The following is a 21,259-nucleotide window of genomic DNA, read 5'->3' on the forward strand; positions in this document are numbered from 1 at the left end:
TATAGGTTCAATATAAACTTGATATTAAACCACTCATATCTAATAATTTAGATATCAGCAAGATATATGAAAACAGAAAAAATCACTGACCCATAAAAATTAAAATTTAATGGATTTAGTTTTTAAGCAAAATGATGGAAATCTATAAGTTCTTTTGGTATATGGCTTATAACCATTTTTTCTTTTTGAAATAAAACATCATTCCAATGAATAATAAGATCATTACCACCCAAACAATATAGTAGCCATATTTGTAATGAAGTTCTGGCATATGGTCAAAGTTCATACCATAAATTCCTGCAATAAATGTCAAAGGAATAAAAATGGATGCCATTATGGTCAACACCTTCATTACCTCGCTCATTTTATTGCTCATATTACTCATATACATTTCCATTAAACTCATAGACATTTCTCGGTAAATCTGTAAACTTTCATTAATCTCTATGGCATGGTCCAAAACATCACGCAAGAATAGTTTGGTGTCTTTGGTAATCTTCGGATTTTCAGAGTCTATAAGCCTGCTGATCAATTCTTTCACAGGATAGATCCATCGTCTTATTTTTAAAATCTCTTTCTTTAATTGTTGAATGTTTTGGGCTACTATTGGCTCTGGGTTCTGGTAGACCTCTTCTTCCAAATTCTCTATTCTATTATTTAGGTTTTCAATGGCCAAAAAATAATTATCCACTATAGCATCAAGTAAGGCAAAAAACAGATAATCTGCCCCTCTAGTTCTAATACGGCCTAACTTACCGGTTATTCGTTCCCTGAGACCATTGAAAACATCTGCCTTTACCTCTTGGAAAACCAATACGGTATTTTCGTGTAAAACTATAGCAATATGCTCTCCAATAATTTCATCTTCTTCAGAGATATATAGCATTCTGAATATGCCAAAAATATAATCATCGTATTCATCTATTTTGGGGCGTTGTTCAGTGTTAACGATATCTTCAAGCACTAAAGGGTTAAGGTTAAAATGCTTACCAAGTTTTTCAATGAAAGGCTCATCTGAAATACCTATTACATTGACCCAAGTAATTTTATCCGCACGTTCCTCTTTAAAAAATTGCTCTAAATTTTCAAATTCTTTGGTTTCAAATCCTTCGGCATTATAGGTGGTGCTATATATTACACTATCGCTACGCTCCTTATCGCCCATATAACTTATAGTTCCGGGGGCTTTACCTAATTTATTCTGCTGGCGGGATTTCTTTTTTTTTCTTTTTGGGAAGTTGAGCTTCTTATTTGTAGCCATGAACAATTTTTTATAAATATATTAAAACTACGTTCTATTTATTGAAGTGCAATTGGTTTAACATTAGTCCAGATCCCGGGGCAATCGTATTTAGTTTATGCGTGGCGCCAGTTACCAAGGACTCTTTTATCAGTTCTAACGTAAGTTCATGCTTGCCAAGCTGTACCAAAGCCCCCATAATCATACGGATTTGATATCTCATAAAACCATTTCCAATAATTTTTAATACGTAACTCTTTTCAGGGAAAAAATTCGCCGTTAAAATATCGTTCGCAACAATGGCACAGGAATCAACCTTGCGCATGGTAATGGTATTAGGTTTTAATGAAGCAGTATATACGCTAAAGTCATGTGTTCCAGCAAACATAGCGGCTCCCTGCTTCATTAACCCTAAATCAAGCTCATCTACATAATTCGTTATAAAAGGAGCACTAAACGGGTGATTTTTGCATCCAAAAGAAAAAAAATAATGATACTCTTTTGTTTTACTACTCTTAATAATATTAAAGTTTGAATCAACAGGTTCTATAGAAAGCAACCGAATATCCGAAGGTAAATTTTTATTGAATTCTATTAAAAAAGAGTCAAAATCTAAAATGGGATCTTCTACAAAAAGTTCAAAAGCACCGGCAAGAGAAGAAACCTTGGCATCTGTTCTACCGGCACCCAAAATTTTAAAAGAAGCATTTGGATATAGAAAAGCAAACGTTTTGTTTAGCATACCAACAACTGTTTTAAGCTTTGGCTGTTCTTGCCAACCATTGAACCTAAAACCCAAATATTGCAACCGTACCAAATAACAAAAGCGCTGTTTCTTCATTATGTAAATGTAATTACTTATTAAACATAAGCAGACAAACGGTAACAACGAATTGTACACGGTAAAACTTTTATGGAGATATTGGCACTACAAACCCCTACAATTAAATGATAAGGTTTTTATTGTTAAATTGTATAAAAAATAGTAATATTAACCTATAAGATTCTTTACAACCAAGGAATTGAACAACGAACTTAACCTTTTATCGAATTGTTTTAGTTAATACCAAAGCTTCCCCGTAATTGCTATGAAATAATGGTTCTCCTAAACCCATAAAAACCAAACTTTATGAATTCTATTAAAGGATTATTTACTTGGAAGCGAACGCTGATCCTGTCAATTGTGGTGCTCTTTTTACTGAACGTCTTTAGTTTTTATGGCCTCTACACTAATAAATTTTATTTCTTTAAAATCGATAATTATATATTTCCTATTTTATCCGTAGTACACTTTGTCTTTTTATACGTACTATGGTTTAAAATCAATGAAAACGAACTAAGTGACCCACCAATGAGAACTTTAGAATATGCGTTGTATGGCATTTCATTGGTATACATTTATAAATTGGTAGATACTTTGATCGTATTGTCCAGTTATTCTGAGTTTGAAAATCACTTGATACCGAGTACATTTTTACCAATCGGGTTTGTAATAGTGGCATTATATGTTGTTCTTCTACTGGTAACACTGTTAGCAGTCGTTTATAGAAAAGAAATGGTAGGTACGTATATATTTGACGATATGAACCAACATGTTGATCACTGGAATAACTAAGAACCAAAAATATTTAGCAGACCTCGATAAGAAATTATCGAGGTTTTTTTTTTGCTTGTTTATTGTTGATTAGGCTATTATAAATCCATACAAAAAGTAAATAATAAACTAATGGTCATGTAATTATCAAATTATTATACGACCTAATTAGCAAGTAAAACCTTTTACCAAACGATTTTATCACCGATGTGATTTTTCTGTGATACTTTTTTTCTTTATTCGTAATTGACTATGAAGCGTATATTAATTATTGAGGACGATCCTGAAATCATTAAATTGTTAGAACTACATCTTTCTGATGTTAGCTATGAGACAACCATGGCCATGGATGGCAATGAAGGCTTACGATTAGCCTTGGAAAATGATTTTGAATTAATTCTGTTAGACCTTACTTTACCTGGTTTGGATGGTGTTGAAGTGTGTAGAAAATTACGTGCTACCAAAAACACGCCGGTGATAATGCTTACCGCAAAATCTGAAGAAATAGATAGGGTTTTAGGTTTAGAAATAGGCGCAGATGATTATATGACCAAACCCTTTAGTATTAGAGAGTTATTGGCTAGGATCAAAGCAGTATTAAGGCGAACCAATAAAGTAGAAAAAAAACAAGAGGATACCTCTATTATTCTGGCCGAAGGACTTAAAATAGATATTGACAAACGTAAAGTAGTTTTGGGCGATTATAAAATAGAACTTTCTCCAAAAGAATTTGAACTGCTTGTATTAATGGCATCCAACCCGGGCAGAAACTATACAAGAACAGAACTACTGAATATTATATGGGGATATAATTTTGAAGGTTATGAGCATACCGTAAATTCTCATATTAATAGACTACGTGCAAAAATAGAATCTGATATGGCAAACCCTACGTACATCTTAACAACCTGGGGCGTTGGCTATAAATTTAATGAAGAAATATTGGCATGATAAACAATGGTAAAACCCTTACGCCTAAATTAATAAAGAAATTATGGATTGCCTTCATCTTTCTTATTCTATTAATGGGTGCTTCGTACATTTTTATTACCGGTTACCTAACACTTAATTATAACCAAGCAATTACTCAGCGTATTAATGCCAATATTGCCGAACATGTTATACAGGAGAAATTTCAAGAGGAAGCTCCATTCTTAGAGGACGGTAGCGTAAACAAAGCGCTTTTTGGAGATCTTATGCATGATATGATGGCCGTAAATCGCAGTATAGAAGTTTATCTTTTAAACAATTCTGGCGATATCTTATACTCCGTAGTTCTTGAGCATAATGAAAACGAACCTATGAAATCCGTTTCTTTAGGGCCCATTAAAAAATACATTGATACAAAAGGTCAAGAATTTATTTTGGGAGACGACCCGTTAAACCCAGAGGAACAGAACATATTTTCTGCGGCACCGTTTTCTATAGACGGTCATGAAGGATACATTTATATCATCGTTGCAGGTAAAGAGCTGGCGCTTATAAAAGAAAGCTTATTTAGCTCCTATTTTACAAAACTAAGTATTGGGGCTATAATATTGACAATGTCGTTTGCTGCGCTGATCGGTATTTTAAGCATCTGGTTCTTGACCAAAAATCTAAGACTGATCACGCAGACAGTACGAAAATTTCAAGAAGGCGATCTAGATATTAGAATTGAGAATCCGGAACAATCGGATATTGAAGTAGTGGCCCTTTCCTTTAATGAAATGGCAGACACCATTGTAGATAACATGGAAAAGATGAAGTCCGTTGATAATCTGCGTAGAGAATTGATCGCCAATGTTTCGCACGATTTACGAACACCATTGGCCGTATTAAAAGGATATATAGAAACGCTGCAAATTAAAAACGAAACGCTTACGGAGCATCAGAAAGCAGAATATTTACAGATAACCCATAATAATATAGACAAGCTCTCAAGTTTAATAAATCAATTATTTGAATATTCTAAATTAGAAGCGGAACAAGTAACCCCAATTAAAGAGCCTTTTTCCATCACTGAACTTTCGCATGATCTAATTGCAAAATTCAGACTTTTGGCAGAACAAAAACAGATCGATCTTCAATTAGAAAATCCTGAAGAAAATTGTATGGTGCATGCAGATATAGGATTGGTAGAAAGAGCTCTGCAAAATTTAATAGAAAATGCCATAAAATATACTGAACCTAAGGGCAAGGTAACATTGAGCTTGGTAAAGATGGGCAAACAAATTGAAATAAATATTACGGATACCGGTACCGGAATTCCCGTCAACGATCAGCCTTTCATATTCGACAGATATAAGCAAGTAGATAAAAATACTACCAAACAAGGATTAGGGCTTGGCCTGGCCATTGTTAAAAAAATAATGGATCTGCATGACACTACTATAGTAGTATTAAGTAAACCCTATGAAGGAAGTTCTTTCATTTTTAAGTTGCCCGCATATCAATTACAATGATTTTAATTATTGCTATGAAAAGGAAAAGCCCTATCCAAAATTTTTGGATAGGGCTTTCTTAATTATAAGGTCGCTATTAAAAAAACAACCTGGATTATCCTTAGTTAGAAGTATTTATTTGAGTAATTGTGTAATTGCCATCTAAAACTTCCAATTCAAATACCGGCAATCTATCATTGGCAGGTCTGTTATTTGCTACGAATGTGTAAGCTCCGCCAAAAGTGTTACCTGTTTCATCAAGAAAATTAAAAGTTACCGTTTCTGGAGAAGTACCATCAAAATTAAACGCAAATAATGAGATAGTGTACGTACCGTTTGCAAGTGGTGAAAAATCCTGCTTATCTATAAATAAATCTTCATTACCTGGGTTACTTGAAGAAGAAGACTCTACTTGGGTACCACTAGCATTGTAAACCCTAAGATCGAATAAATCGCTCTGGGTAGACCATGTGCTTATAATCTGCAACCCTTCACTTATCTCGGTAGTTGTAATAGCCATACTTGAATTAGATCCTATAATAACGTCATCATTTTCAACACTGTCAATAGAAACTGTAATACTGTTATTACCTGCCGCGGTAATCTCACTATCATTGGCATCAACCGTAATAGCTCTTGACAACTGGCCTGCTGGAATAATCAACTCGCCATTTCCGCTAACACCATATCTATTATTATCGGTATCCGCAGTATAATAAACGACAATATCTTCATTAAGAGCTTTGCTCAATACAACATCTATAACATAAAAAGAGTTTTCTTCTATGGTTACAGTTGAAGTTTCAAAACCTATTAAGGCCTCACCATCCGTAATGTCTATCTGTACAAAACTACCGTTATCACTAGGTGTAATGGTATTGGATAGTTCCGCTAAGCTAATAACGATATTTTCCATTCCACTTTCAAAAACACCATCAGATATAATAGTAAGTTCTGTTGTACCGGTCAATTCACCCGCAGTAACTGTAATTGCATTTGAGCTAACCGTATAGTCCGTATTTATAATTGCAGAACCTGCAAAGTTTAGTTGTATAGTAACATCTTCTTCCTGTGCCGCTTCTATGGCCGCAGATATTACAATAACTTGAGCATCTGACTCTGTAGTCATTGTAGCACTTGAGGCAAGGGAAACTTTTGATAAATCTATTGGTGTAGGTACTTCAACTATTGTTTCCACTTCCACCTCTCTTTCAACGATTCTTTCTACCTCTACTTCTTCGGTTTTGGTACAAGAAAATAACAGCGCTGCAACTGATAAATACATCAGAGTTTTTTTCATAATAATACTTAGATTAATTAATGGTTAATTTAAATTATACCATAAAGATATGTTAATGGTTTAATAAGCAAAAACGGTAATAATTTTCGATGTAGGAAATAACTTATGTTATTTTCGTAAGTATCTTAAAATCAAGGATTCTTGAATAATTATTTTTTTTCTGGTAGTAATTAATAAAAAGACCGGTTTTTTAAGAATGGTATTGATTGGGTATAAATAGCAATCAATGAGACTTTTGCTGCTCGTTTAGGACACGCGACCACATTGTTTGAAAATAAGGTTATTGTTTCTGGCGGTTTAGACCTTAATGCAAGCACTAACAGTAGAACACATTCAAATGATGTTTGGGTAATAGAATAACAAACTCATTTTTAGTATAAAAAAAAGCCCGTTAAAGTTTGAACGGGCTTTTCTATTTTATATGGTTTTTTAAATTCCTTTCAAGAAACTACTGTACAGGTCTTTAAACTCATACCCATCTGTAAAGCGTTGTTTGTTCAATTTTTTGTAGGAAACCAATCCCCATAATAACAACTCTTTTAAGAAATAGGCATCTTTAGCATCAAAATCTGGCTGATGATCTTTCATCAATTGGTTTAATGCGGGAATACTATCTAATGCACGTTTGTATTCCTCATCGGTAAAATCGTCCATCAATTCAAAACCTTCTCCTTGAAAAAACCAGTGCAACAGTTCATCATAAACGGTTTCTTCGTCTTTACGCTCTAGCTTATTGATTTTTGGAAAATACTTGGGAAATAATGTTTTTACAGCATCATCTATAAGAATACCGGCAACAACATCCGCTCCCTCCTGCTCTCCTTCATATACCAATTCTATTTTCCCCGTAATGGCAGGTACAATTCCTAAGAAATCGCTTAAACGTAGCATGGTATGATCACCACCGTTCAATAAAGACCTGCGCTCTGCAGTACTCAACAAGTTTTCAAAAGCCGTAATGCTCGTACGGGCACTCACCCCACTTTTGGCATCTACATACTCACTGTCCCGAGCTTCAAAAATCACTTGTTCCAAAAGGTCTTTTGCAAGATCTGGAACGTAAACAGCATCGGTTTGGCGGGCATCAAGCTTGGCTTCTTGCTCCGTAATTTTTCTGGCTATCTCAATATCATCAGGATAATGCGTTAATATTTGCGACCCGATTCTATCTTTTAGTGGAGTTACAATACTACCTCTATTGGTGTAATCTTCAGGGTTTGCTGTGAATACGAACTGAATATCCAAAGGCAATCTCAGTTTGAATCCCCTGATCTGGATATCCCCTTCCTCCAGAATATTGAACAAAGATACCTGAATACGTGCCTGTAGATCGGGCAACTCATTGATTACGAATATACAGCGATTGGCACGTGGAATCATCCCAAAGTGAATTACCCTATCATCTGCATAAGATAATTTTAGGTTTGCCGCTTTTATAGGATCTACATCACCAATTAAATCTGCCACCGTAACATCTGGCGTTGCCAATTTTTCTGCAAAACGCTCACTTTTATGCAACCACGAAATTGGGGTATCATCCCCTTTTTCTTTAATTAGTTCCATGGCAAATCTAGACATGGGTTTCATAGGATCATCATTGATTTCAGAACCTTCCACAACAGGAATATATTCATCTAACAGATTTACCATTAAATGCGCCAAACGTGTTTTTGCCTGACCACGAAGTCCCAATAAATTAATGTTGTGTCTAGATAATATGGCGCGCTCCAATTCTGGAATAACCGAGTCTTCATAGCCCCATACACCGGTAAAGGCATCTTCTCCCTTTTTTATTTTATCAATAAGGTTGTCTCGCAACTCATCTTTTACACTTTTGGTTTGGTATCCGGCAGCTTTTAAGGCCCCCAACGTTTGTATGTTTTTATAATCTAATTTCATAGTATTCCTTTGGTCTTATTTCAATCTTTTTTTTCTGTTTGCTTCGTAATCTTCAAATATCATTTCACCCAACCCTTTTAATCCCGTGAAAAATGCCTTGCCCTTGTTGGCTTCCGTAAAATGGCGAATAAACTGCATGAGATATGGGTCTTGGGCAATCATAAACGTGGTAATGGGTATATGTAATTTACGTGCTTGGCGTGCCATATTGTAGCATTTTTCCACGATAAAATCATCTAGCCCCACACTGTTTTTATAATACGTACCGTCTGGCATGCGCAGACAACTTGGCTTACCATCGGTAATCATAAAAATCTGTTTATTGGTATTACGCTTTCTGCGCAGCATATCCATAGCCAATTGTAATCCGGCAACGGTATTGGTGTGATACGGACCTACTTTTAAGTACGGTAAATCTTTAATGGGTATGGGCCAGGCATCATTACCAAAAACCAAAATATCCAATGTGTCTTTTGGGTATCTGGTGGTAATCAATTCCGCCAATGCCATAGCAACTTTTTTGGCGGGCGTAATACGGTCTTCGCCATACAGAATCATACTATGGCTTATATCAATCATAAGAATGGTGCTCATTTGCGCCTTATGCTGGGTATCTTCTACCACCAAATCATTTTCGCTCAATTGAAAACTACCTACACCGTGATTAATTTGGGCATTTTTAAGACTCTCGGTCATAGATATGTTTTCTAGACCATCGCCGTAACGGTATTCCCTAAGGTCACCCGTGTGCTCATCACCTTGTCCGGATTTGCCTGTTTTATGGTTACCCGCACCACTACGTTTTAACTTACCAAAAATTTGGTCCAATGCACGCTGACGAATAATACGCTCCATTTTTGCGGTTATGGAAATATCTCCGCCACCAGAACCTTCTTCCCCATCTTCACCGTTGCCACCGCCATCCTTAAACTCTTCGCGTATATACCCTTTCGCTTTTAGATCTTCAATAAAATCGTCAATGGTGTAGTCTTCGGTAGTCAGTTCATATTCCTTGTCCAGCTCACGTAACCAGTCTATGGCTTCGTCAAAATCGCCAGAAGTATGTGTGATCAGCTCTTGAAAAATATCAAAAAGCTTATCAAAAATCGATTGTTCGGGTGCTTCGTATGTTTCAAAGCGAAACCCTTTTCTTTCATTCATAGCCATACTATAAAATTAACACTTTTACCTTGGATGCCCGCGGCTTTTGGGAAATGTTAACGTTGTTGTTTAAGATTGGTTGTTGGTTATCGGTTGTTGGTTGTTGGTTGTTGGTTGTCGGTTGTCGGTTGATGGTTGTTCGTTGATGGTTGTTGGTTGTCGGTTGATAGTTGTTCGTTGTTGGTTATTCGTGTTGAGTTGGACGCTGGTCGCTGTTCGCTGGTCGCCGAACGCAATACGCTGTTCGCTTTTCTCTCTAGGATAGTTGCTGAAAAAAAGCGAAAGGCGATTAGCGCTTGGCATAAAAGAATTTATATTTATGAGGAGATTTTTAGCGAGGAAACAATCTATTTGTTTCGTGAACTCAAGATTCAATTATTATGCAGATAAGCGACATTTGTTTAGCGCGTAGCGAAAAGCGACCGGCGCAAAGCGTATAGCGTTTAACATGCAACGTTTTGCGCGTAGCGTTTTAAAAAAGTAACTTCGGCTACGCTCAGTTACCGGTATTTAGCAACACTATTTACAAACAACCGACAACTAAGAACCAACAACTAAAAAGATAAACCATCGACCAACAAGCTTTAACCATCAAACAGATACAAGGCTTTTTAAGCACTCCACCGCTTTGGGAAGGTGTGCAGTTTGGTGTATCTCAGTTTCAATTTCCTGATGTGTCTGTAGACAGTTTTGTGGTAAGTGAAATACCGGAGAAATTGCGTTTGGGACATCAAATGGAATTTGTGTGCAAACAGTTGTTAGAAGCTAGTAATACGTATGATGTACTCCTGCACAATATGCCCATACGGGAAGAAAAACGGACTATTGGTGAAATAGATTTTATTGTTCAGGAAACCGCCACAAAGCAGCTAATTCACATAGAATTGACCTATAAATTCTATCTGATTGACACCGATATTAAAGAACCCATAAAGCAATTGGTAGGTCCCAACCGGCGCGATGCCTTTTATGCCAAGCTAGAAAAAATAAAAAACAACCAATTTTCATTGATTCACACGCCTATTGGTCGCTCCGCATTGTTGGAAAAAGGAATTAATGCCGAAAACATGACGCAGCAAGTTTGCTATAAAGCACAGTTATTTCAACCCTATTCTAGCGACACATTATCCATTGCACCGTTAAACAAAAATTGCATTATAGGCTATTGGTTACGCTTGGCAGCATTTCATACGGCTGACTTTACACCACATACATTCTATATGCCTACCAAAAGCGAATGGGTGTTGCACCCTATGGACACCGTAGCATGGCGTTCACATGAAGAAATTGCTATTGCTATTACAGAACGCTTAGAAAACAACAGCGCACCCATGGTTTGGATGAAGAAAAACAACACGTTTGAAAAGTTCTTTGTGGTATGGTGGTAAGCTTAATTTCTTAGTTTAAATTAATACAAATGCCTGTTAATAACTGTTGATAGGTCTTTTTTTAAGTGGGTGGGAATTAGATTACTTTTATAGGTGGAATATGTGCAATTGTACATAAAGACAATAGTTGGACACAATTAAAACCGAAACGTAAATGAAAAAAAATATTTGGACGATTTTATTTTTTATTCTTTTAATAATCAATGTTGGTTTACTGAATATTTATTTTTCCTCTAACAAGAATGCTGAATTGGACTTAAAAAATCAACAAATTGAATTGTTAGAATCCAATCTTAATAAAAGTGAAACTGAATATATTGAAAATGCAAAACAGCTAAAATATATGCTGGAAACAATTATTGAAAATTCAGAGGAATTAAAAAAATATATGACCGAATATAAAGATGTCACTGATAAGGAGTTTGAAGAAAAATTACGTCAGAAATTAATTCGACTTGACATTGAAATTAACGAAAAAGAGAAAAAATAACTGGGCACAACATTGTATAACCGCAATTACGGCGGATTCGACCAAGTCTGAATCCACTCGGAATTGCTAACGTCTGTGCTTAACCGAAAATTAACACATATAAACCCGTAAATGACGGTTATACAAGACCGTTATGTGTTATTATGACAAAACTTTATGCTTACAGATAGATTTCATCAATTAAGAAAAGAAGAATTAGATAAGGTTTTCTCTAAATCAAATATTAGCAAAATTTGGCGAAAGGTAGTCAGAGGACAATTAAGGAATGTTGACATTTTAGACATCTATGATTACTATGACTTTAACTATAATATTGATTCAAGAGCTCTTTTACTAAGGAGTGATATACTCTCAGGAAATTACAGTAGCTCTAAACCGCTGATTTATAGAGTTGAAAAAAAGCTTGGGATTTGTAGACATTTGATAATTCCTCAGCCAACCGACGCTCTCATTCTACAAATTATTACTGATAAGATTAGTCCAGAAATTTTATCAAATCAACCGTCGAAAAATTCATTTTATTCAAGAGATAAACATTTTATAAAGAAACCGCACGAAATTGATGAATACGGATTCAATTGGAGAAAGTTATGGAAGAAAATGCAAAAGAAGATTTTCAAGTTTAGCGACCAAAAGGAATTAATCATTGTAACAGATTTATCTAATTATTATGATTCAATTTTTATTCCCGAGCTACGAAAATTAATTACAGGATATATTAATAATAACGAAGCTCTGTTAGACATCCTCTTTGGTATAATAGAACGTAATTCTTGGCTTCCAGATTACCTACCTTATACTGGTAGAGGATTACCAACTTCAAACTTAGAAGGAATTAGATTGATGGCTCATTCGTTCTTATTTGAATTTGACGAAATAATAAAAAAGAAATCGAACAACAGCTTTACGAGATGGATGGATGACGTTGTTGTTGCTGTAGACACAAGAGAAGAAGCAGTAAATGTTTTAAGCTCTTCCTCAGATGTATTAAAAAGTCGGGGTCTTGCTTTAAACCTAAAAAAGACGAGTATCTATTCCGCAGAAGAAGCTGAATATCATTTTCTAATTGATGAAAATAAATATTTAGATTCAATAGATTTTGACTATCATTTAGAACACGGAATTAAAGCTATAAGTAATGAATTAGTAAAAAGATTTAATAAACACCTAAAATCAAACCAATCTGCCAAATACTATGAAAAAATCAGTAAAAGATACATTACTTCTTTTGGCAAAATAAATTCCAAAAGGATTCTGAAAAATGTTGCGTCTCTTTTCAACGAGAATCCGGGAATACGTCAAAATTTGTTATTTTATTTATCAACTCTTGGATATAGTAAAAGAACATCTGAAGTGGTATTAGAAATTTTTGACGAATTGAAATTACACGACGATATTTCTCTATTTAATATTTGCAGATTAATTACAGATTGGAATATTCCATTGACGAAAGAAGGAGATGAATTTGTAGAAAACGCAATAAAAAAGATTAAGTCATTTAGTATGACTCGAAAACAAATCTTTGACTTTTACTGCTTGCTTTGGGTAAAAACAAAATATGACCATCCCGAGGATTTGTACAAATTCATTATGGATTATAAAGGTATTTGGAATTCCCATCCTTTTCTCAGAAGACAAGTGACATCAATTATGGGAAGATTATTTCTTTACAAAGAAGATAAAGTAAGAACATTTTTAGAAACTCAAATCTCAACTGCCGAACAACAAGTTGTATCAACTGCGAATAATCTTATTAACCTAAAGAAATTAATCTCTATTGAAGGAAAAGTGAAATTGTACTTATTTCCTCAAAACAAATACAAAACATATCCATTACAAAAGTTTTTGGTACTTTGTTCATTTCTAAATAGTGAGACATATAGAACAAACAAAGATGTAATTGAAAAAATTAAATTTCATATTGACGACCCATACTATAGGAAATGGCTTGAATTACAGTACAACGTGAAATAACAATACATAACATTGTATATTAAAAATAGCGCAAGTCTTTGCTAATACGAACATTTACTGAGAGCTTTTAAAACATTTAAAGCTTAACAATTAAAATTTTATGAAAAAAATATACTATCTATTTTCAATTGTCATTTTATGTTCATGTGGAGGTGGGAAATACAATTATCTATTCGATACCGGTAAACAACTCGATTTTGGTGAAGGACTATGGGTACTCAATAGAACGGAATCCAATTCAAAAATATTCGACAAGGAATTGTATGATGCTTCCTATGAACAATTCAAAAAAATTCTTGGAGACTCTTTGGTTGACATTAATACATTAAGAATGGACAAACTTATTTCGCCTAAAATTGGATTTGAGCTAAACAAAACGGAATTGGAAACGCTTAAACGAGATACACATTGTGATTTTCTGATCAACATAAGAGGGTATGTCATTAGTAATGGAGCCGGAACTGTATCATTTGATAGTGGTAATGGCCATTACAGCGCAAGTAATCAATCTTCAGTTTCCATTATGATATATGATCTTAATACGGGCGAGATTATTTCTTCATCTCAGGCCATGGCGAAAGTTACCTCAGAAAATTCCCATTTTGACGATAACAAAGGAGTACCTAGCATTAATTCTAGTGCGGAAACCTTAATGGTAAAGGCTGCTAAAAAACTAATCAAGAAATACGAAACAAATAGACTTGACTAAATTAGTACGGAAATAAAAAAGTTTTACATTAATATCTATAATCCATTGCAAGCGAATTTCCTAAGCCAAAACTTCAACTTTAGGCAATGGCTCGGGACTGTGCGTAAAAATCCATAAAGATTTCCCCGAAACACGATTATAGCCAGGAAGTTAGCACCACTATAAAAAATGAGAATAACATCGATAGCAGTATTTTTAATTCTTTTTATTTCTTGCAAAGAAAGAAAAGGAACCAATAATCTACATAACGAGCAATTGGTGAATAGAAACATTATAAAACCTGAATTTCAATCAATTATTGATTCTGCAGATGTTAAAGGTTCAATATTAATCTATGATTTAAACAAAGACATGTACTATTCAAATGACTTTGAATGGTCTAACAACGGAAATTTACCGGCATCTACCTTCAAAATTGCCAATTCTATTATTGGACTTGAAACTGGTGTGATAGAAAATGATAGTGTCATATTTAAATGGGACGGAGAAAAAAAATGGTTAAAAAGTTGGGAACAAGACCTAATTCTTAGAGATGCTTTTCAATTTTCTTGTGTTCATTGTTATCAAGTAATTGCAAGAAAAATTGGTTCAAAAAGAATGAACGATTATGTCTTAAAACTTAACTATGGGAATCTAGAAATTGATTCTACCAATATTGATAAATTTTGGTTAGAAGGAGAATCAAAAATAAGTCAAATGCAACAAATCGACTTCCTGAAAAGATTCTACAATTTTGAACTTCCTATTTCCAAAAGAACTGATAGTATAATGCGAAAGATTTTGCTCATTGAAGAAACTGACCAATTTAAACTTAGTGGAAAATCTGGTTTATCAAATTATAACAGAGAATATAATGGTTGGTTTATTGGGTTTGTTGAATTTGAATACAACACATACCTATTTGCCACAAATCTAGAGCCTAAAAAAGAGTTTGATTTAAATTCTTTTATTAAAAAAAGATTAGATTTAACTCTTCTAGGTCTTAAAAAATTGAATGTTCTATACTAAATACCGGTGCTAGCCAAACCTGAACGTAATGAGGACTTATGGGCTAAATCGAAAAATCTGTATAAATTTATAAAGTCGCTAATCCCGATAGCTATCGGGAATGGATTCAGCTTTGGACAATAAAAGATAAACTGAACAATATGCTTTAGCTTCGTGCGTAGACCTGCCGGCAGGCAGGCAGGCAGGCAGGCGGAAACAAAAAGTTTCCTTGCTTACCGCACTACGCTTAGTTAAAACGTTGTAAACAAGCTAAACCAACATATGAATTTCTTTAAAAAACTTTTCGGATTAAATAAAAAAAAGGAAGAAGAATACTCTGGAAATTTTATTGTCGCAACTCTAAATGATAAAGTAATGCCAATTGATAGAGGAGAAATTTATGAAGACCCATTAGATGAATTTCTTCAAGCTAATGGAATTGGAGAAGTTACAGGTGGAGGAACTATGCAATTAGAATCTGGAGAATTGGAATACTGTGACGTAGAAATCCAACTAAATTCTGATGAGATTAATGAAAATCATATTAAATTAATCATTGAGAAACTTGAAGAGCGTGGAGCGCCAAAAGGTTCTAAACTGACAACTGAGAAAACGGAACAGAAAATTGAATTTGGAAAACAGGAAGGTTTAGGAATTTATCTTGACGGAATAAATCTATCCGATGAAGTTTATAAAAATTCTGACTCTGAAGCTTTGGCTATAGAGATTAGACGATTAGCGAATATAAAAGATAATGTTCTTAGATATTGGCAAGGAAATACAGAAACTGGATTATATTATTATGGAGAATCATTTGAGAAAATAAATGAATCGATTGCAAACTTGGTAAACATTCATCCTGAATGTGAAAATTGCCGAATTGAAAGAGTCGCATAAAAGTCAGTTTACACCGCAATTAAGGCGGATTCGACTACGTCCTAATCCACTCGGAATTATTAAAGTCTCTGTCATAAAAAAAATAAACACTAATTTACCTTCTGTAAAATAAAATTTTCGAGCACGTCAACTTAAGTTTATATTGTATTTAAACCGCTCAAATATCTAACAACCTATGTTAAAAAAAATACTATTCTTATTATTCATTGCCCTATACATTAGCTGTTCAAAAGATAACTCAGAGAATAACCAACCAGAACCTAATCAAAACGAAGATGTTTTACCGGTAATTTCAATCTCTGAACTTGAGAATTTAATTGAGACAAAATCAAGCTTTAATGTTACCATTTCTGGCACAGAAGCACAAACCAACACCACAGTTCTAATTAATGATATTGAAGTGGCTTCTACCGATCAGAAAGATTTTGAGTTAGAAATAAACCCTTTTGATTATCCTAACGGTAAAACATCACTTAAAGTAAAATCAGTAACGGCAGGAAATCTAGAAAGTGTAAAAGACGAAGAAATTGAAATCAATAAATTACTTTTTAGATCTTTTGGAGGGTTGTCTAGCGAATCTGTAGATTCTTATTTAGCCATAAATCTTCAAAGTACAGGAGAACTAGTTGGTTTTAAAAAGATAATTACATATGACGACCCTATCTTTTTGCACGCCGAAGATAATTTTATAGAAGAAAATATTATAGTTACCCAATACATAATTAGTAACAATTCTAGTTTTCAAATGGCTAGAATGTTTGGTAATGTAAAACCTGGCACAGAATTAATAAGTATAGAAGAAGTTGCTAATCAATTAGGTATTGATGTAGTATGGCCAAGTAATCAAACAGCATTTAATGTAACTATTGAAGGGACATCTAATTCAGGTTTCATTTCACTTCTTGGAAGAGATTATAACTTTGGCAATTCATCCTTTCCTACGTTGGAAATTAAATATGATGAAGCACTAACAGAGAATGTATTTTTGTATTATTATAATCAATACGATAATAATATTTTAAATAATTACCGCTATTCCTTTTTCGATAATTTAGAAGATCAGAGCATACAATTTGAAGAAATGACCATGCTTCAAGAAGAGGATATAACTACCTTTCAAATACCCAATACAGTAGATAGTGCCAGTATTACCCTTTTTGGCTTCAACAATGAAGAAAGTTATAGAGAAAATTTATATAGGCTTCTGTTTGTCAATAGCATTCAAACAGGTACCTCTGGTTACACGGCAAGTTATCCATATATAAAAGAATACCCTATTGTTGTAAAAAGCATAGGACTAGATTTTCTAGATGGCAGTAACCTTATTTTAGATCAAAAAAACACCCTAGATATTACTATTCCTGATATTACAGTTCAAAAAAATGAAGGAGATATAGAGATAGATGGAGCTCATGATTTTTCTGAGTTGAACTTAGAAGTTTTGCACCCTGACCCAGCAAAGAACGATATTTTCCGAATGTCGTATAAAAATCTTGGATTGGATACTATTGACATTCCCTTTGATACTTTTGAAATACCAGAAGAAATTGTCCAAATTTTGAATGAGCGAGGATTTGGAATTACTACCACCAATCATACCGGTGAATTGAATATTCAAATCACTAATTATGATGACAATTTGTTTCCCAATGGCGTATTCCATTATTCTTTAGGTCGTGAAAACGGTGATGCATTTTACTGGACAATCCCACTTGATAATTAATAATTTAATTTCTTTTGAAATTATAAAAAGGTTCGATTGACATTCGGTTAAACTTCATATTCAAAACTAAAAAACCAAGCCCTAAATAATTCTTTAGCGCTTGGTTTTTCTATTCTTAAAAAAGTCTTCTACTCTACCGTATAACTTACCTTATTGGTTTCCGTTACCCTAAAATAGCCATGGGCATAATTATCCGGGTTGGTCGTATTAATGCAATTGCCACGAACATCTACCGGTGTAGCTTCAAAAATACCTACGCCGCCAATTTGGTCTATAACAATATCCATATAATTATAGTAAGCTCTAGAAATACCGTGCATGCTGATATTTACTACATCACCAGGTAATAACGGTTTTATTTCCTCGTCCTCATCATCATCGATTTCATACCACCAGTCCACTTCGTTCCCGTTTATAAACTCATCATCGCCCGTTTCCAAAGTAGGTAACAGGTCCTGTGGTCGTTCAAACTTAAAAAGGTAATTATCGCCTTCGTCCTCAAAATCTGTAAATACAATATGCAGTTCAATAGCTTCATCATCAAAACCATCTTCCGTATCTTGGTAGATATCGGTAATGTTGGGAACAGGATTCATAGTATCTTCGGCAACATATCGTTCTCCATTATATACAATTTCCAAAGTATAGGTGGCAAACAATTGAGGCTGAAAGGTACTTGTGGTATAGGTGCCATCATTCTGATCCGTAAATCTAAAAACTTCTCCCGTAGCGTTATTGGTCACAGTAACTTCTGCACCCGTAACATTGGTACTTTGAGTGTCAAAAAAAGGTGTGGACGTACGTAACGTAATCACTTGATCATTACCCGTAGTTCCTTTTTCCCAGTCTAAGGAAGCTTCCACCACCAAACGTAAGGTATCTGTTTGTACGTCAACATCTATAACATCTGTACAACCCGTAAGAATAACGGTGAACAGGGCTATTATTGGTTTTATATAATTTTTCATCGTATTAAAATTTAAAGTTATAGGTAATGGATGGTACAATTCCGAAAATAGCGGTTCTGGTAGCCTCATTTGCCCCCGTTTCAATATTCTGCCCAAAGGATACCGAAGCAGCATTCTTGCGATTATAGGCATTATAAATACCTAGTACCCACTCCCCTTTTAATTTGGCATTTGGCTTTCTGTTGGGCTTATAATTGACTGACAGATCTAAACGATGATACGCAGGTAAGCGATCGGAATTTCTATCGGAATAACTAGCAATGGAAACGCCCTCATACTCATATTGACCATTAGGATACGTAACAGGCCTACCCGTTTGAAAGACCAAATTGGTGCCAAAACTCCATTTATCGTTTAATCGATAGGCCCCGGATATAGAGACATCATGCGTTCTATCATAAGGAGTGTTGTACCAATTACCATCATTAATACCCAAACCACCGGCATTACCACCGGGAGTTCGCTGCTCTGACTTGGATAGCGTATAGGAAATCCACCCCGTAAATTTACCTTCGTTCTTACGGAATAAAAGCTCAAGTCCGTATGCCCTGGACTCCCCTTTTAATATTTCGGTTTCAATGGTATTCTGTCCAATAAGATCAGAACCATCTATGTAATCGATTCTATTATCGGTATTCTTATAATAGATTTCAGCCTCCATGGAATACGCCTTGTTCTTAAAATTACGGAAATAGCCCAAGGCATATTGATTGGATAATTGCGGGTCTATGTATTGACCGCTTGGTGTCCAAACATCTAATGGCGTAGCTGAAGAAGTGTTGGATAATAGATGTATGTATTGTGCCACCCTAGAAAAGCCAGCCTTTAAAGAAGAATTGTCATTTATGGTATATGCCAATGACGCCCTAGGCTCCAAATTGCCAAAGGTCTTAATGGCGTCTCCCTTTTCGTATACCGTTTCACCAATGGCCTCACCACGTTCATAAATACCAAGGTCCTCATTATAGACTACCGGTTGATTATTGGCATATTCCGTCATGGGCTGCCCCCCAAGTCTAGAAAATGCACTGTAGCGCAAACCGTATTTTGCAGTCAGCTTCTCCGTTAATTTATGTTCCGCATTTAAATACACTCCAGTTTCCAACGCCCTTTTCTTATCCAATACCAAAGGATTGACAGATGACGTTTCGGTCGTTGGAATAATTTCCCCCGGATCAAACTCATAGTGTATGCCGCTTGCTCCAAAATCTAGCTTAAATGCATCACTGAAGTAATACTTTAAGTCATATTTTAGATTGTAATTGGTAATGGACGACACCCAATCGAACTCCGCAGAGGTAATACCTAGCTCGTAGTCATACTTACTATAAATAGCGGACAGGTTAGAAAAAAGTTTATCGTTAAAAATGTGGTTCCAACGCAGGTTTGCTGTTGAATTCCCATAAGAACTACTAAAATTTTCTCCCAGCTCAAAAGCATCGCGCCCAAAATAACCAGAAAGAAAAAGTCGGTTGTTCGTATTGATCTTATAATTCGTTTTTAAGTTTAGATCATAAAAACTTACGCTATTATCTTCCCCCGCAGCTTTTAATAACAGATCGGCATAAGAACGACGACCAGCAATTAAAAAAGAACCTTTCTCTTTAAACAAAGGTGCTTCTAGTGCCAAACGGCTAGATATGATACCAATGCCGCCCGTTGCAGCAAACCGTTTACTGTTACCGTCTTTCTGCCTAACATCTAACACCGACGAAACACGCCCACCATACCTTGCCGGTATACCACCTTTGTACAGTTTTACATCTTTAATGGCATCTGCATTGAAGACCGAGAAAAAACCGAACATGTGAGAGGTATTATAAATGATAGCCTCATCCAACAGAACCAGGTTTTGGTCGCCCGCACCGCCACGTACGTGAAAACCGCCGGTACCTTCACCGTTATTGGTTACTCCCGGTAGCATTTGTAACGATTTTAAAATATCCACTTCACCCAGAACCACGGGCATTTGCTTAACCGTTTCAATGTTCATTTTGAGGACGCTCATTTCCGGTTTCCGTAATACGGCAATTTCAGATTCCTCTGCCGTTACCTCTACTTCATCTAACTTGGTAGAAACTTCAGAAATTTCAAAATTGAAGTTTTGGTTTCTGTTCAGGTTTACATCTTGCTTAACATCACCATATCCCATATAGGTAATGAGTAAACGATAAGGTCCTTCTGGTGCGGTCAACGAATAAAATCCGTATTCATTGGTAACCACCCCAATACTGGTACCCTCTAAAAAGACAGATGCCCCAAAAAGAGTTTCTCCGTTGTCAATGTCGGTAATTTTACCACTAATGGTATAATTTTCTTGGGCATGTAATTGAATGCCCGCAAATAGTAACATAAGCGCTGCCATACGTTTTAGCTGCCTTATGCATACTTGTTGATTTTGTTTTTTAATCATGCTATTTGTTTAATTGATTGATGAACATTACTAATTGACAACATAATTTGTAAAAGGTTGCATGCTTAAGAAAGTTTTATCGAAATGGTAACA

General features: G+C 35.0%; 17 protein-coding genes. 10 read left to right on the forward strand and 7 right to left on the reverse strand.

From position 1 onward, the window contains the following. Positions 1–166: 166 nt before the first annotated feature. Together corA and QZ657_RS01315 are read right to left on the reverse strand one after the other, a co-directional pair. Positions 167–1,261, reverse strand: coding sequence for a magnesium/cobalt transporter CorA (gene corA / locus QZ657_RS01310; protein WP_291964451.1), 1,095 nt, complete (start codon positions 1,259–1,261; stop codon positions 167–169). Positions 1,262–1,295: 34 nt separating this feature from the next. Next, positions 1,296–2,081, reverse strand: a complete 786-nt coding sequence (locus QZ657_RS01315; RefSeq protein WP_291964453.1) for a tRNA pseudouridine synthase A — start codon at positions 2,079–2,081, stop codon at positions 1,296–1,298. A gap of 288 nt (positions 2,082–2,369) precedes the next feature. On the opposite strand from QZ657_RS01315, the gene QZ657_RS01320 reads away from it, so the two are divergent. From QZ657_RS01320 to QZ657_RS01330, 3 genes are all read left to right on the forward strand, one after another. Further along, positions 2,370–2,855 (forward strand): hypothetical protein, encoded by a 486-nt coding sequence (locus tag QZ657_RS01320; RefSeq protein ID WP_276472580.1) that lies wholly within the window; start codon positions 2,370–2,372, stop codon positions 2,853–2,855. A gap of 231 nt (positions 2,856–3,086) precedes the next feature. Further along, the gene (locus tag QZ657_RS01325) at positions 3,087–3,785 is read left to right on the forward strand and encodes a response regulator transcription factor (protein WP_291964455.1); all 699 of its coding nucleotides are present in this window, start codon (positions 3,087–3,089) and stop codon (positions 3,783–3,785) included. Next, the gene (locus QZ657_RS01330) at positions 3,782–5,278 is read left to right on the forward strand and encodes a sensor histidine kinase (protein WP_291964457.1); all 1,497 of its coding nucleotides are present in this window, start codon (positions 3,782–3,784) and stop codon (positions 5,276–5,278) included. Before QZ657_RS01325 ends, QZ657_RS01330 begins: the two co-directional genes overlap by 4 nt. 100 nt (positions 5,279–5,378) lie before the next feature. Here the strand turns inward: QZ657_RS01330 and QZ657_RS01335 are convergent, their stop codons facing one another. The 3 genes from QZ657_RS01335 to QZ657_RS01345 form a co-directional block, all read right to left on the reverse strand. Then, positions 5,379–6,557 carry a Calx-beta domain-containing protein gene (locus QZ657_RS01335; protein ID WP_291964459.1) on the reverse strand — a complete coding sequence of 393 codons (1,179 nt, stop codon included), beginning with the start codon at positions 6,555–6,557 and terminating at the stop codon, positions 5,379–5,381. Between the two features lie 429 nt (positions 6,558–6,986). After that, a complete protein-coding gene (locus QZ657_RS01340) occupies positions 6,987–8,456 on the reverse strand; it encodes a magnesium chelatase (RefSeq protein WP_291964461.1) in 1,470 nt (489 codons plus the stop codon). A 15-nt stretch (positions 8,457–8,471) separates the two neighbouring features. After that, a complete protein-coding gene (locus QZ657_RS01345; protein WP_291964463.1) occupies positions 8,472–9,623 on the reverse strand; it encodes a vWA domain-containing protein in 1,152 nt (383 codons plus the stop codon). Between the two features lie 632 nt (positions 9,624–10,255). Between QZ657_RS01345 and QZ657_RS01350 the strand changes: the two genes are divergently transcribed. The 7 genes from QZ657_RS01350 (at position 10,256) to QZ657_RS01380 (ending at position 17,785) form a co-directional block, all read left to right on the forward strand. Further along, positions 10,256–11,005: a DUF1853 family protein gene (locus tag QZ657_RS01350; protein ID WP_291964465.1), complete on the forward strand. Its 750-nt coding sequence runs from the start codon at positions 10,256–10,258 to the stop codon at positions 11,003–11,005. Between the two features lie 154 nt (positions 11,006–11,159). Further along, positions 11,160–11,495, forward strand: a complete 336-nt coding sequence (locus tag QZ657_RS01355; protein ID WP_291964467.1) for a hypothetical protein — start codon at positions 11,160–11,162, stop codon at positions 11,493–11,495. 156 nt (positions 11,496–11,651) lie between these two features. Further along, a complete protein-coding gene (locus tag QZ657_RS01360) occupies positions 11,652–13,469 on the forward strand; it encodes an RNA-directed DNA polymerase (RefSeq protein WP_291964469.1) in 1,818 nt (605 codons plus the stop codon). A gap of 100 nt (positions 13,470–13,569) precedes the next feature. Continuing rightward, positions 13,570–14,178, forward strand: coding sequence for a hypothetical protein (locus QZ657_RS01365; protein WP_291964471.1), 609 nt, complete (start codon positions 13,570–13,572; stop codon positions 14,176–14,178). Positions 14,179–14,346: 168 nt separating this feature from the next. Continuing rightward, positions 14,347–15,186 (forward strand): class D beta-lactamase, encoded by an 840-nt coding sequence (gene blaOXA, locus QZ657_RS01370; protein ID WP_291964472.1) that lies wholly within the window; start codon positions 14,347–14,349, stop codon positions 15,184–15,186. A 261-nt stretch (positions 15,187–15,447) separates the two neighbouring features. After that, entirely contained in the window at positions 15,448–16,062 is a 615-nt protein-coding gene (locus tag QZ657_RS01375; RefSeq protein ID WP_291964474.1) for a hypothetical protein, read from the forward strand. Between the two features lie 175 nt (positions 16,063–16,237). Then, positions 16,238–17,785 (forward strand): hypothetical protein, encoded by a 1,548-nt coding sequence (locus QZ657_RS01380; protein ID WP_291964475.1) that lies wholly within the window; start codon positions 16,238–16,240, stop codon positions 17,783–17,785. Between the two features lie 128 nt (positions 17,786–17,913). Here the strand turns inward: QZ657_RS01380 and QZ657_RS01385 are convergent, their stop codons facing one another. Then, positions 17,914–18,753, reverse strand: a complete 840-nt coding sequence (locus QZ657_RS01385) for a DUF4249 family protein (protein WP_291964477.1) — start codon at positions 18,751–18,753, stop codon at positions 17,914–17,916. 4 nt (positions 18,754–18,757) lie between these two features. Next, entirely contained in the window at positions 18,758–21,166 is a 2,409-nt protein-coding gene (locus QZ657_RS01390; protein ID WP_412759669.1) for a TonB-dependent receptor, read from the reverse strand. Positions 21,167–21,259 lie beyond the last annotated feature (93 nt).

The organism is Maribacter sp. (genome assembly GCA_020629415.1).
Classification (GTDB): domain Bacteria; phylum Bacteroidota; class Bacteroidia; order Flavobacteriales; family Flavobacteriaceae; genus Maribacter; species Maribacter huludaoensis.